The organism is Kutzneria chonburiensis (assembly GCF_028622115.1).
Classification (GTDB): Bacteria; Actinomycetota; Actinomycetes; order Mycobacteriales; family Pseudonocardiaceae; genus Kutzneria; species Kutzneria chonburiensis.
Map to the genome: position 1 here is coordinate 2888183 of NZ_CP097263.1, position 13171 is coordinate 2901353.

Sequence of the window (13171 nt, forward strand, 5' to 3'; positions counted from 1 at the left end):
TCGAGGACGTAGCTCCCCGCTCTGGTTCCGCTCAACCCGCATTCACCTCCACTACGACGTCGCACTCGTACTGACGGACGGTGCGGAGATCCGTCAGAACACCTGTGTCCGGAGTAGAAAGCGAGAAGGGCACGATGGCGGAAGAAAAATCGGCACCGGGGCAGCGACACGCCGCGTCCGGGCTCCCCGGCGTGAACCGTCGCGGCCGGATCACGGTGCTGCGCCGGTTGTTCCTGCGGCGACAGGGGAAAACGGACGGACGGCTGCGCAAGCCCGACCCGCTCTTCGTCACGGAGCGGCAGGCGACACCCATGCGCAGAAGGCTCCTCGTCGAGCTGGACAAAGGGCTGTCCGTGGTCGCGGCAGACCACGCGCAACGCGTTCGCTCGCTGAACGAGCACAGCAGGAAGGTCACCTCGCGCACCATGGCCCTGACGGACGAGCTGTCCGCTGCGGCGAACGCCCTGACCTCGGTCGAGGCCTCCGCGCCTGACCCCACCGCGCCCCCAGAGTACCGGCCGGGCGACGAGCGGCATCCGGACGACCGGGTGCGCGCCCGGCGAATGCGGGAACACGAGCGGGCGGTGAACCGCGCGCGAGCACACCATCGGGGCGTGCAGGAAGCACTAACCGCCTCCCTCGCCACGCAGGCCGATCTGCGGGCCCGCATCGAGCAACTGCGGACCGAAGCCGCCTCCGAGGCTGCCGGCATGCGCGCGCTCGTCATGGCCCAGCAGGCGCTCTACGACACGGCGCTGCTGCGCCGGCACCCGGACGCTGAACTGCTGCGCAGACTGCTCGACGCAGGTGAACCCGATCTCTCCACCTGGCTGGGCTCCCTGTCCTCCGACGACATCGAGGAGGCGTCGTGACGTCCCTGCCCGCCAACCGTCTTGCTGCCACGCTCGCTTGGCTGCACGCGCTGCTCCCGGCCGCCTTGCGCGGCCGGGACCGCGCCGAGCCCGATCACTTGTTCTTGCAGATCAACAAGAACCCCCTCATCGAGGGGCTGGCCCCCGAGCCCAGGGCGGCGTCCGCGGAGGTTCGTGAGCGGATCAACGCGCTCATCCGCGAAAACGCCGTCGACGACGGGAGCAGGCACGTCCTCGACACGACCATCGACAGCTGGGTCGACCAGTGGAACGTCGAGGTGGAAAGGGAACGGATCCAGCGGGAGTCCGTGCTGCACCAGCTCGAGTCCGATGCCAAGACGAGGGCGCAGAACCTCGACGAGCGTGCTGAGGCCATCCGTCAGGAAGCAGCGGAGTTCAAGAAGTACGAGGAGGAACTGCGCACGAGGCAGCGCCGTCGCGAACCGAGCCGACAAGCCGAACGAGGAGACAACAGCACTGTGAGCACACCGACAACCGCACAAACATCGCCCGACCCGCCCTCTGACGCCTCCGACATCACGCGGTGGCAGGACGACGATCCGCGTGGCCGGTTCGCCACCAGGTTCAGTCCGATGACGGAGCACGGCCTCGCATTCGTCCTCCTCGGCATTCTGGCCTTCGCCGACGCGTTCGGGTTCTGGACGACCCTGGACAGACTGATCCAACAGGATTCACAGCTGGTGTTCGCCTTCGTGTCCGCCCTGGCGCTCGGGTCGGTGGCCGCCGCGCACCAGATCGGCAAACTCGCGAGGTCCCGGCGTGAGGGCTACGGGGGCAGCGTGGTCTGGATGGTCGTGCTCTCGGTGCTCTGGTTGGCGCTCGGCGCGACGATCTCCGGCATCCGCGCCACGGTAGGAGCCTCGACCATCCGCGGGACTGGATCCGGCCCGCTGGCCACCTCCGCGGGTTCGAAGGCCTCGGAAGGCGCGATCTGGGTCGCGGCGCTGATGCTCGGGGTCTACCTCATCACCGGCGCGTTGGCGATGACCCACGCCTACAGGTTCGGCGATCCGACAACGGCCGACGAACGCGTCGCCCGCAAGCGCAGGCTCCGGTTGGAGGCCGAGGCCGCGGAGCTCGCCGCACAGGCGCGGGTCGAAGGCGCGAGGCAGGAGGTTGCTGCGGAGAACCGCAAGCGAGCGAGCAAGCTCCACGACCTCGAGCAGGAGCTCGACGAGGCACGGCGCTCCGGCCTCCGCGCGGAGCAGGCACAGCAGACGGCCGCCGCGATGGGGAACCCGTCCGCCACCGACAGCCTTCTCGACCCCGAAGGCGACACGGGCAACGGCCGTGGTGACGCCGCTACTCCTCCCCCGCCGCCGGCTTCCCCGAAATTTGCCGAGAACCCCAGATCGGTAGGAGACAGTGACCTCTACTGCTAAGCAGCTCGTCGCCACGATCATCGCGATCGTGGTCTTCACAGGTTCGTTGACGTCGTGCGGCGAGTTCAAGCCGCCTCGGGACGCCGGCGAGATCGCCCTCGTGGTGGGCGGCCGTGCGAACATGCCGAGACCTCAGCTGGTTTCCAAGGCACGTGAGTACTTCAAGGAGTCGGTGCTCAGCCGCGATCACCTGGTGGTCGTCGGGGTGTCCGGCAAGCCGGAGGTCCAGCTGGACATGCAACTGGAGAGCAAGTGCAACTCCGACAGCGGTTGTGAGGGCACGGTCTCGGACTACGAGGACATGCTCAGCAACGACGTGTTCAACGCGCTCCGCGCCAAGACGCCGGAGGCGGACACGCTCGGGGCGATCCTGCTGGCCGCCGAAGTCCAGCACCAGTCGTCGAAGACGGGGCCGAAGCGCATCGTCGTGATCGACAACGCCCTGCAGACCTCCGGCGACCTCCGCCTGCAGGCACCGGGCGCTCTCGCGGCCGACGCCGGCAAGGTCATCGAGCAGCTCGGTGGCAACTCAGGCAAGCTGAAGCCGTTGGCCGGCACCGAAGTCCTGCTCACCGGGCTGGGGTCGGTCGCGGCTCCCCAGCCCGAGCTGTCCCTCGACGAGCAGAACCAGTTGAAGGGGCTGTGGACCAAGGTGCTGAGCGCGACCGGCGCCAAGGTCGTGCCCGACCTCACCACGTTCACGAACACCCCGCCGCTGGACAATCTGCCGACGGTGACGCCCGTGCTTCCCCCGAAACGGATCGACGACCCCAAGGGCGTCGGCTGCGCCAGGTTCCGGGAGGACCAGGTCGGATTCCTGCCGGACAAGTCGGTGTTCGCTGACGCGAAACGAGTGCAGGACGTGCTCGCTCCGATCGCGGAGACGTTGCGGGAGAAGAAGATCGCGGTCACGGTTACCGGGACGACGGCACTTCCCGAAGACGCGCCGTTCACGCTGTCGACCCAGCGCGCGCAGGCCGTGGTGAAGGAGCTGACGAACCAGGGTGTTCCCGGTTCGCTCCTCCAAGCCGGCGGCGTGGGCACCAACTTCGCCGGTTACGTTCCGCCGTACGACGCGACGGGTCAGTTCATCGAGACGCTCGCCGTGCAGAACCGGCTCGTGATCATCGCACCGGTCGGGCAGCCCTGCCCCTGACGAGGAGGGAGTGGTTGGGCCCGTTGAAGTCGAGCGGGCCCAACCACTCGGTCAGACGCCCTGCTGGGTGAACCCCGCCCAGCACACCGCGTCGGCGTGGTCGAAGCCTCGTGCGGGCGCCATGTCCCGCACCTTCCCGGGCATGCTGGCAGGGAACTCCCTGCCGGGATCCAGCATCCACAGCTGCGCCCGGCGCAACGCCGAGGACGATGCCACCCCCTCCACCCGCAGGTAGTGGTGGAACATGAACATCAGCTGCACCGTGGTGCGTCCTGCGGGCACCTTCCACATCGATCCGACGACGGTACGTGCGCCCAGGGACAGGAACGACGTCGACAGGCTCAACGCCTCGTCGTAGTCCACACCGGACACGTTCGTCGTGCAGCCCGCGAGCACCACCAACCCGATCGGCAGCACCTCGGTCGGCCTGACGTCCATCAGCCGCTGTGTCGACAACGTACCTCCGGCAAGGCAGATCCGCGACTCCAACGGTTCCTTCATGTCCGCGACCGCGTGACAGGCGAGATGCAGCAGCGGCAACGGCTTGGCGAGTGCGGACACTACCTCGGCCGGCGTGCCGGCACCGTCGTCCGCGGGTTCTGACGACAGCGGGAACCAGCTCCACGACCCCATCACGAGTCCACCGGAGTAGAAGGCGTCCCGCACCGACCACGCCTCGACGACTCCGGAAGGCAGGTCCCGAGTGGGATTTCCTACCAGCAGTGGGTTTCCGCCCACGACAGGCCGCCGCTCGACCACGTCGCAGAAGACCTCGGCGGACGGCGCGTAGGAGATCTCCAGGTCCTGCACCAGGTACCGGTCCACCCCGTCGGCCACGCGTTTGGCCGCGTGCCACGGCACGAGTCCCAGCGACCCGACGGGCACCAGCACGACCCGCTCTCGCCCGTCAGCCGCCCGGCGCAGCTGTGCTCCCACGACGTCGTCGGCCCAGCGGCAGATGCGGTCCAGTTCGTCCTTCCACCGCTCGTACTCCTCACCGTCCTCCGTTCTGGCCTCGTACCAGGCGTCATAGGCAGACTGGTATCGCCCGACCGCGGAGTCCTGTGCTGTCAGCAGTTCCGGGCACGTGCTGAACGACGGTTCGCCGTCCGCGGGCACCACGACGACCAGTCCTTCGTGGTGTTCATTGGACGGTACGAGGTAGACGAGGCAATGCGATCCGTGCGCGTGCAGCGCCCGTCGCACGCGATCCAGGAAGTGACGATCCTCGGACATGTCACCGTTCTCGGTGAGTACTCCGAGGACCTTGCGCCGCAGTCCGCCCCAATCGCTGAGCTCGCCATCGGGTCCCCGCAGCCTGAGCCGGTCGCGCCCCTCGGCCTCGACCCATTCCTCGGCGAGGTCGTGCCGGCCGATCTCGCCGAGCCGGTGCGCGACGACGCGACCGATGTGCGCGGCTTTCAAGACCAGGCCGCGGCGGGCATCGAGCGCCCGCACGAGATCGTGCACCGCACCGTCCTCGATGCACCACGAGACCAGTTCGTCCGCCGCCGCGACGCCGTTGCGCGCGATCTCGAGCCCGTGTTCGTTCTGCGACTGCATCGCGACCTTCCACCCGGCGCTCCAGGTGGCGTACCGCCCCATGTCCCGGCTCCTGGCACGGTCACCGGGGAGGTCCCGCCGCCTCAGCAGGCGTCCGAACTGCAGTGCGGACCTGTCGAGAAGCAGGTCCCTGCCTGCGCCGCGCTCGCTCCAATTCCGTTCCAGCACCGTGATTGCGGTCGCCTGCACCTCGGCGTCGTCTTGTTCCAGGTCCGCGAGAGTTGTTAGGACGTTTCCGTGCAGCTCCCGCGCGTACTTGAGCCAGTACTCGCTGCTCGCATTGCGCCGGACGAGATCGCCTACGGCCGTGGCGATCTCGCGCAGCACCTGCGTGTCCGATCTCTCCGCCGCGGCGGCGAACTCCTGCACCAGCCGCAACATCACCATCATCGGTCGCAGCCAAGCCGGTGCCGGGCGGTCGGGAAGCTGGGACGGCCGGGTGTGCGGATCGGACATGGCCCACCAAGCGAATTCGGCAAGCCCGACCATGGGCCCCATCTCTTGCGGGAGGTCGTGGTGACCATCAGGTCGTGCGCCGTGCTGATGGCTTTACGCAGCTGCTGCATGTCGCCGTTGGCGGTGCCGATCCGGAAGAACGCGAACAGGGCGTCCAAAGCCTCAATTTGATCAGATTCGACGCCGCTTGATGTTTGAGGCCCGGCCTGCTTGAGCAAGGACGTACCCGCGTCGAACGCGCCCAGCGAGTCCAGTCGGCTCGCCGCCGACGCGAGCAGTCCCCCGGTCATGCCGGCCACGTCGTCGTGGAGCTGGCGCAGAGCAGCGTCGTTGAGCACCGCGCTCGCCACGCTGATGTCCAGGTCGGTCTGGCCCCGGAGCAGGTTCACCTGGTTCGTCAACAACTCCTGAACGACCCTGAGCGTCACGTCGGTGCGCTGCTCGTCAACGAGGTCGGAGTGATCGACCGCCAACCCCAGCATTCGCGCCGAGTCCTCGAGCGCGGACACCAGCTCGTTGATGTCAGCGACCACCGCGTCGGCCGCTCCGCTCAGCACAGTGATCCACAGCAGTGCGGCGCACAAGGCGACAGCGCTGTCCACGTCGGTCAACAGGCCGTTCTTGACCCGGCCGTCCACGACGCGTACCGATTCGCGCAGCCAGGCGGCCACCGGGTACTGGGCGGCCGAGGCTCCCAGATCGGGATAGTCCGACAGGTCCATCAGCGCGAATAGTCGCCAGGCGTGCAGGTCGCGAACGACCTCGGCGTCTAGGTCGAACGTGTCCAGCAACCGACTGACGTGCCCGACGACGTCATCGACGTGGCTGAGGTCACCGGTGATCTTCAGCAGACGGAAGTGGGCGCGGGCGATGTCCACTCCTGCCATCCAGCTCCACTCGGCGTCGGAGTCCACGCGGTCCACGCTGTGGCCCAGCCAGAGCAGGGCGTCTTCGATGTCGTCGACGTCGTCCGCCTCGCAGCCGCGGTCCAGCAATGCGTCGCCGTACATCCACCACACGAACTCGTCGTCCATCCCGGCCGCGACGGCGAGGCTGTCGACGATCTCGTTCTGGACGGCAGGGTTGTCAAAGTCCTCGCGCAACATCAGCAGCCGCGCCAGCAGCAGATGATGTTCCGGCAGCACCTCGCCCTCCACCAGGGTGAGGGTGATCAGCCGACGGCACGCGTTCACCGCGAGTGCGAGCGGCACGTGCTCGGGTGCGATCTGGTACCCCGACCTGCACAACTCGGCGAACAGCATCAGCTCGTCGGCGAGTCCCGGATAGCTGTCCGGAACCACCGGCAACGCCCAGGACTGCAGGCCCACCGCCTGGTGCAGCTCAGCGGCCTCGTCGGTGATGTCCCACCGGTACGCGTGGGTCCGCGCCCTGATCAAGTCGATCACCGCGCGCACGCCGGGGTTCGACGTCGTGTCGCCGAGCTCGTCGAGCAGGCGCAGCAAAGTTCCGCAGGCGTCGAGGAAGTCCTGGTCGGACAAGTCACCCGACTGCCATGCATCCATCACTGCCCCCACACGACAGCAGTGGAGCTCCGCCACGTCGACGGTGATCTGGTCGCGTTCCTCGATCGAGAGATGCGGGAAGTCCAGGGCAGCGCCGGCCCAGTACGCGGAGGCGTCCCACGCGCCGGGAGCGGCCGACGTCAACGCGGTCCGCGCCAGAACCCGTGCGAGCTCGATGCGCCACCAGCCACCGTGCACGGCGTCGGGCGCGCCAGCCACCGCGAACCGCAGAAGGCGTCCCACCAGGTCAAGTCGGTCGGCGAGGTCGGGTGCCTCCTCGTCCAGGTCGTCAACGCACTGAAAACCCACGTCACCCGCGTACTCGGGACTCACCGACAGCGGATCGGCGCGCAGCAACCGGCCGATGCGTTCGGCCTCCGCCCATCGAGCTCGTTCCTCCGGCGATTCAGACGCACTCGTGACGACCACGGACGTTCGCCTTCCCGTTTCAGGCGCAGCGACGGGAACGCCGGGCCGCGGGCTTGGTCGTCAGGTCGCGAATCCGTGCCAGCACGAGACCGCGTTGCCGGTCGTCCTCGAGCAATTCGCGTCCGCGAGCATCGCTGAGCAGCCCGCTCTCCTGGAGGCGGTGGATCGCGGCGCGCAGGGCGAGATCCCGTCGGTGGGAGGGTTCGGGCCCGACCGCGCGCAGGAGCTCGTCGAGCACGAGGGCGTCCTGCACAGCCTGGTGGCCGCCCTGGTCAGGGAAGGCGCCGCGACGCACAGCCACCGGTCTTCGTCGATCACGTGGTCGGCGGGGTCGGCACGTCTGCCGAGCGGCCGGTCGATGCGGGCATCCCACCAGGTCACCAGTTCCGGCTCGTCCGCGGTGCCGATGTTGACCCTGGGCCCCGTCCGGCAGATCGTCTCGATGACCGCGAGGACCTCCGGCAAGCGGTGCAGGTAGTCCGCGGGCTCGCCGTCGAACTTCCCCGCGCAGCGGTACGCGAGGCGCTGCAGCAGTCCCTGCGCCCCGCGCAGTGGTCCGCTGCTGCCGGCTTCGTCGACGAGCATGACCAGCACAGCGCGGTGGAAGTCGTCCGGCAGCATTCGCCCGTAGCGGTTGGTCGCCACGACCTCCGGGCGCGCGGGTGCTCCCCGCTCGACTCTCGCGTGGCGGTCGAGATCGATCAGCCGGTACTTGAGATGCGTGCGCACCGCACCGGCCGGGTTGGCGAACTCGTCGCCGTGATCCGTCAGGTAGGCCAACGCCACCTCGAACGCGTCGGCGACGAGGTCCCGGCACGGACAGTTGCCCACGAGGTGGTAACCGAGGACCTGGGGCGCGCCCACTCCGTCCGCGCCGAGCCGCAAGGAGCCGAGTCGGAACTCGGTGTCGCAGTAACGGACCCGGTGACGCGAGTGCACGGCGGCTCGCTGGTCGAACAGCTCATACCAGATGGCTCTCGAGACGTCGTCGGGGATCTGGAGGTCGATCGGACGCTGGTCACCCTCCGGGTGCGAGCCAGAGATTGGTCGGCATGGGCGAACAGACACAGAGGCGGTCGGCATGACATACTTTTATATGCGAATCCGGCCCTGGTCGATGGACGAGACCAAATCGTGAGGACACCTGGGGTTGACGATCACCTCCGACGCAGGTCGGTTTGTGGTGATCCCCCGAGACGATGGAGAGAGACGATGTCGCTGCTGCCCGCTGTCGTGCCACTGGCGGCCGGCAAGCGTTCGGACCTCGTGCCGTCGCGCCTCGCGCAGAACGTCGCACCACTGTTCGGAGTGCCGTCACCGAGCAGCCCGTTCGGCGCCATGACCTGGGTCAGCGAGTTCGACATGATCACCATCAGCGAGATCGCCAGGGGCGCGCACTCGCCCGGACGGTCGGACGACCCGCCGCCGGCGGTACCGGAGGGACAGGACTGGGTGCTGCACGGCCGCACGGTCGTCGCCGCCCGCGGCCGCACGCTGCCGAACGAGATCATCAACGCGACGACCAACAGGTTCGGCCCGAACACGAAGTCCGCGGTGCTGCTGACCGCGGCGAACACGCTTCTCGGCCCGGTCACGAACGGCATGGCGGAGGCACTGCCGCTGCTGCGGGACCGCGACGGCGGCGAACTCCCGCTCAACCTCGGCATCGCGGCGTGGGCGACCGCCGCGATCGAGGCCTTCAGGTCGCAGCCGGCCTTGCTGATCGCCGCTTTCCAGGCCCGCACGATCCAGCGCACCTGCCTGGACGGACCAGCCATCCCGCGTGCCCCCCGCCTGCGCGACCGGAAGCAGGCGCGCAACGAGATCGGTGGCAGGCCGCCGGCCAAGCGCGATCCCATAACGCATCCACGCGAGCTCCACGTACTGGATCGCACCGTCCACCTCGCGGGGCTACCCGTCCACGACTCGGCGGGCAACGACGACGACGGGTTCCGCTCGCCTCCTCGCGGCATGGCGGACGAACTCGTCGACCACCTCGTCGAGCAACTCCTGGACGCGAGCCAGCCAGAGGGCGCGGGCTACGTGTGGATCAGCGAGCGGGCGGCCCAGCAGGAGGCCATGGAGGCGATGCTGCCGTCGTCCGGCCTCGTGGACAACCTGCTGACCTACTGGTTCTCCGTCCACTCCGATCTGGGCGCGGCCGACGATGTGACAAAGGTCCGGTTGCCCTCGCCCGAGCACGTTGCCGGGCTGTCCGAGCCCGGCAGGAGGGTGCTCGTTCTCGCCGGTGTCGGCCTGGCCCGCGTGCTGCGGCAGCAGGCGGGTTCGCCGGGCCTGCCCGTGCGGGAGTACCTCGGACTGCTGGAGGACCTCGGCGAAGTGACGGCCGGGTGCTTCGAGCACGCCGGTCCGGTCGCCGGGATGGTGCGCGTCCGGCTCGCGATTCTGCGGCTCGCCGTCCTGCGACACGACCGCACCAACCCCATCGCCGCGATCGTGCGGGACCTCATCGACGACGTGGACCTCTGCCGTGCCCTGCTCACCCGAGGCGCACTGGATCGCGGCGCCGTCGCGGACCTGCTCAGCGCCGCGTGCATCGAGTTGAACGCGGTTCGCACGACCAATGCGGAGGACCCGCGCGCTGACCTCCCCGCACCGTCCGAATTGGACGAAGTGCTCCGCCAGTGGTGGTGGGCCTACGCGGACGCGCTGGAGATCGACCTGTCCGGCGCCGACCAGGAGCGCAACCAGGACATCGGGTACCACCTGCACAACTACGCGGCCTTCCTGGGCAGCCACAACGCCCAGGAGGACCAGCGGGAGGCAGTCAGGTTCTTCCGGGACTTCGTGATCCCGAGCAGGCAGCGGAGGTACCGCAGGCTCGGAGACTTCGCTCCGCTCGGCCGCAGCTGCTACATCGCGACGGCGTCGACCTCCAGGCTCGGCGAGCAGGCCAGGGCCGACGATCTGCCGGACGAGGCGGCGCGCTGGGCGGAGCTCGGCTACAGGTGGATCGACCCCGTGCTCCGCAACGAGGACTTCGCCCGCCTGCTGGACCGGTCCGACGAGCAGGCCGGTCTCTTTGTCCTGCGTGCCGCGCCCGCACTGCTGCTGGCATTGGAAACCGGCGTGCGCGAACTCGACGAGGCCGAGAGCGACCGCCTGCACCGTCTGCTGACAGCCGCGGAGAGGTGGCTGCACTCGAGCTCCCAGGGCAGGGCGGAGAACTACGTGCGGCACAACGAGGTCGAGTCGATCCGCAAGCGAGTGGCCGAACTGACCGGAACCGGCTGAACCGGCGGCCCGCCCCAGGTGGGCAGGCCGCCGGGGTCATCAGCTCACTTCCCTCGTCATGACGTCCTCCACCCATTCCCGCCAGAACCCGTCGTACCGCGTCAGCGTCAGCCTGGTGGCGTCCACGCTGGTGGTCTCGCAGAACTCGGTGAGCGTCGTGTAGTTCTCGACACGCCCCCGTTCGTGCCACGGGCGGTGCGGGCAGGCGACCTCGTCGCGAACCTCCGTCCGGGCATGTCCGCGGCGTCCGCCACCGCAGGGGCAGACTCGAGGCCGGTCCGGCTCCGCACGGCGCTGCACGACTTGGGCAGGTCCGCGCACCACGACGGCGCTGACGAGAGCCGCCTTCGTCGGCGTGCTCAGGCCGCGTCCCAGTTCCACCCGCACCCGGCCCGCGACCAGCCGGACGGCGTGCGCCCGATCAGTCCACAAAGGAGGGAGGACTGCCTGTGCGAGCGTGAGTCCGCTCAGCCCCAGCACGATGGCGTCACGCACTCGTGACCGCACCACGCCGAATGCCGCCTCGGTCTCGGCGGTGCGCACGAATGACGGCGTCACCGCACTCCCGCTGCGGACCAGCTGATCAACCCTGCGCACCCGGTCCACAAGGAACACCAGGTCGTCCTGGCTTCGGGAGGACCGTACGCCGCCGAGCCAGTTCGACAACACGACCCGCTGCCGGCGGTTGGTCCCGGCGAACAGCCCTTCCAGAACCACTTCCACGACGTCCTCGGCGAGGAGAAGACCTGAGTCCGCCGCGTCCGCCGTCCCGCAAGTCTCGTTCTCCTCCACGAGGAGCTCCTTCGCGTTCGGACGTGTCTCCTTGGCCGCGTCCGGGTGGAGCTCGACGAACACCCTCTCGGCACCCTTGCCGCCGTCCGGTGCCGCGCTCGCGAACATCCGGACCAGCCTGCGCAGTCCCGCCAGGGCTTCGGGTGCGACACCCCGGTCATGGGTCATGCCCTTCCTGAGGGCCTCCGCGCACGCCCGTGCGTGGCGGTTGACCACGTCGTCGACGTCACCGTCAGGTCCGGGTGCCAGCAGCTCCGCGATCGCGGTGCGGTACCCCGCGAGCTGGTACACGAGGTCGATGTTCCCCATCACCGGGAAAGTGCTGTGGTGGACCAGGTCGTCCCCCTCGGCCCGGCCACGCTGCCGGGCGGCGAGTTCCGCACCTCTCGCCAGCACCGCACGGACGACAGCTACCGGATCCTGGACATCGAGTCCGGCCGTGGCGAGCACAGCGGGCACGACCATGCCGATCATCAGCGGTGGCACCGCCGACTCCTCGTCGCGCACAGGCGCCAGGACGCGGGACGCCTTGATCAGCAGTCCGACCAGTCCTTCGTCGACCAGCCGACACTGCGCCACCACGTCCAACGGCACGTCGCCGTGGGCCACGAGCCGGTCATACTCCTTCGCCACGTTCCCGTTCGAGGCCTGCACACCGGCTTTCCTGCCCTGCACCGAGAACACGGCAGCGGCGAGCAACGGGTACCGCGACTGAGGTACGTCTCGTCCCTCTTTGCGCAGCCGCTCGTACACGCGCGTGCCGCGGTTCACCGCGATCTTGACGATCTCCGGTATCGAGCCGTGCAGGGCGATCAACCGCTCCGAGATGTCGTTCGGGAACTCGGCGAGCACCATCTCGACCGCGTGGCCCAGCAACGCCGGGTCGAACCGCTCGCCGGTCACCGGCGTCATCAGCTCAGCCATCGATCCTCCTGTTCGTGCGGAAGCGCAACGCGGGCTCGTCCTCGCCGACCCCCAGTGGAAGTACGGCGATCCAGCCGAAGCGCACCGAGTCGTCCGCGACGAACTCCGTCCACCCGGCGCCGTCGAAGCCCACGACGAGTTCCGGTGGCTCTTCCCCCGCTGTGTGCGCCAGCACCAGGACTCCTGCCTGTTCGACCCCGGTGTTCTCGTTGCGATACCGGTAGGTGCTCCAGCTCAGATCGGGATGGACACCCGCGGCGTCCGCCAGGTCGGCGGGAAGCGCCAGATCGCTCCACTGCCCGTCGCCGGTCCTCCCCCGGAGCGGAACCCGGCCAGATGGCCCGGTGACTGGGCGACCAGCGCCGCGGCGAGACCGAGCCCGCTGAGCCGCGTCCACAACTCGCTGCCCCAAACCCCTGTCCTGGCCGGTGCGTCGTCTGTCGACTCAGCGAGCACCGGCGCCCGGTACGGCGTCCACGTCTCGGCCAGCTCCGCGACCTCGTCGAGTGCCAGCCGTGCCGTGCGAGACCCGCTTCGCGCGGTCATGAGCTCGCTCGCGACGGAAGCAAGCGCTCCCAGGAGCACCATCTCGTCGTCGGTCAGGCCGAACCCGATGTCCATGCCGACGAACGTCGGCGGACCCACCGCGTCGTCCGCGGCGAACGCGCAGGCCAGTCCCGGCCTGACCTGCCGGTAGACCGTCGGCTCGACCGTCAGCAGCGTGACCTGGATCCGTCCTGGCTCCGGCAGGTAGTCCACCCGCGCATACCCGTCCCACGCCGTGAACATCGCACCTCC

General features: G+C 68.9%; 10 protein-coding genes. 4 read left to right on the top strand and 6 right to left on the bottom strand.

What is annotated here, in order from left to right; genetic code table 11:
* Positions 1 to 134: 134 nt before the first annotated feature.
* Genes M3Q35_RS13315 through M3Q35_RS13325 form a run of 3 tightly spaced genes read left to right on the top strand, consistent with a single transcriptional unit; the run spans position 135 to position 3431 of the window.
* Entirely contained in the window at positions 135 to 872 is a 738-nt protein-coding gene (locus tag M3Q35_RS13315) for a hypothetical protein (protein ID WP_273942040.1), read from the top strand.
* Positions 869 to 2275, top strand: coding sequence for a hypothetical protein (locus tag M3Q35_RS13320; RefSeq protein WP_273942041.1), 1407 nt, complete (start codon positions 869 to 871; stop codon positions 2273 to 2275). The genes M3Q35_RS13315 and M3Q35_RS13320 overlap by 4 nt, the downstream gene beginning before the upstream one ends.
* Positions 2259 to 3431: an OmpA family protein gene (locus M3Q35_RS13325; RefSeq protein WP_273942043.1), complete on the top strand. Its 1173-nt coding sequence runs from the start codon at positions 2259 to 2261 to the stop codon at positions 3429 to 3431. Before M3Q35_RS13320 ends, M3Q35_RS13325 begins: the two co-directional genes overlap by 17 nt.
* A 51-nt stretch (positions 3432 to 3482) precedes the next feature.
* On the opposite strand, the gene M3Q35_RS13330 is transcribed toward M3Q35_RS13325, so the two are convergent.
* The 3 genes from M3Q35_RS13330 to M3Q35_RS13340 are packed head-to-tail and all read right to left on the bottom strand — an operon-like array spanning position 3483 to position 8485.
* On the bottom strand, positions 3483 to 5384 hold the full coding sequence (locus tag M3Q35_RS13330; protein ID WP_273942044.1) for a CHAT domain-containing protein: 1902 nt from the start codon (positions 5382 to 5384) through the stop codon (positions 3483 to 3485).
* Positions 5381 to 7402: a hypothetical protein gene (locus M3Q35_RS13335; RefSeq protein ID WP_273942045.1), complete on the bottom strand. Its 2022-nt coding sequence runs from the start codon at positions 7400 to 7402 to the stop codon at positions 5381 to 5383. The genes M3Q35_RS13330 and M3Q35_RS13335 overlap by 4 nt, the downstream gene beginning before the upstream one ends.
* Before the next feature lie 60 nt (positions 7403 to 7462).
* Entirely contained in the window at positions 7463 to 8485 is a 1023-nt protein-coding gene (locus M3Q35_RS13340) for a hypothetical protein (RefSeq protein ID WP_273942046.1), read from the bottom strand.
* A gap of 129 nt (positions 8486 to 8614) precedes the next feature.
* Here M3Q35_RS13340 and M3Q35_RS13345 point away from each other — a divergent pair, with 129 nt between their 5' ends.
* Complete coding sequence (locus M3Q35_RS13345) at positions 8615 to 10657, top strand: hypothetical protein (protein WP_273942047.1); 2043 nt, start codon at positions 8615 to 8617, stop codon at positions 10655 to 10657.
* A 39-nt stretch (positions 10658 to 10696) separates the two neighbouring features.
* Here the strand turns inward: M3Q35_RS13345 and M3Q35_RS13350 are convergent, their stop codons facing one another.
* From M3Q35_RS13350 to M3Q35_RS13360, 3 genes are read right to left on the bottom strand one after another with little or no spacing between them, the layout of a single operon-like run.
* Entirely contained in the window at positions 10697 to 12373 is a 1677-nt protein-coding gene (locus M3Q35_RS13350) for a hypothetical protein (RefSeq protein ID WP_273942048.1), read from the bottom strand.
* Positions 12366 to 12548: a hypothetical protein gene (locus M3Q35_RS13355; protein ID WP_273942049.1), complete on the bottom strand. Its 183-nt coding sequence runs from the start codon at positions 12546 to 12548 to the stop codon at positions 12366 to 12368. Before M3Q35_RS13355 ends, M3Q35_RS13350 begins: the two co-directional genes overlap by 8 nt.
* A 59-nt stretch (positions 12549 to 12607) precedes the next feature.
* On the bottom strand, positions 12608 to 13162 hold the full coding sequence (locus M3Q35_RS13360) for a hypothetical protein (protein WP_273942050.1): 555 nt from the start codon (positions 13160 to 13162) through the stop codon (positions 12608 to 12610).
* Positions 13163 to 13171 lie beyond the last annotated feature (9 nt).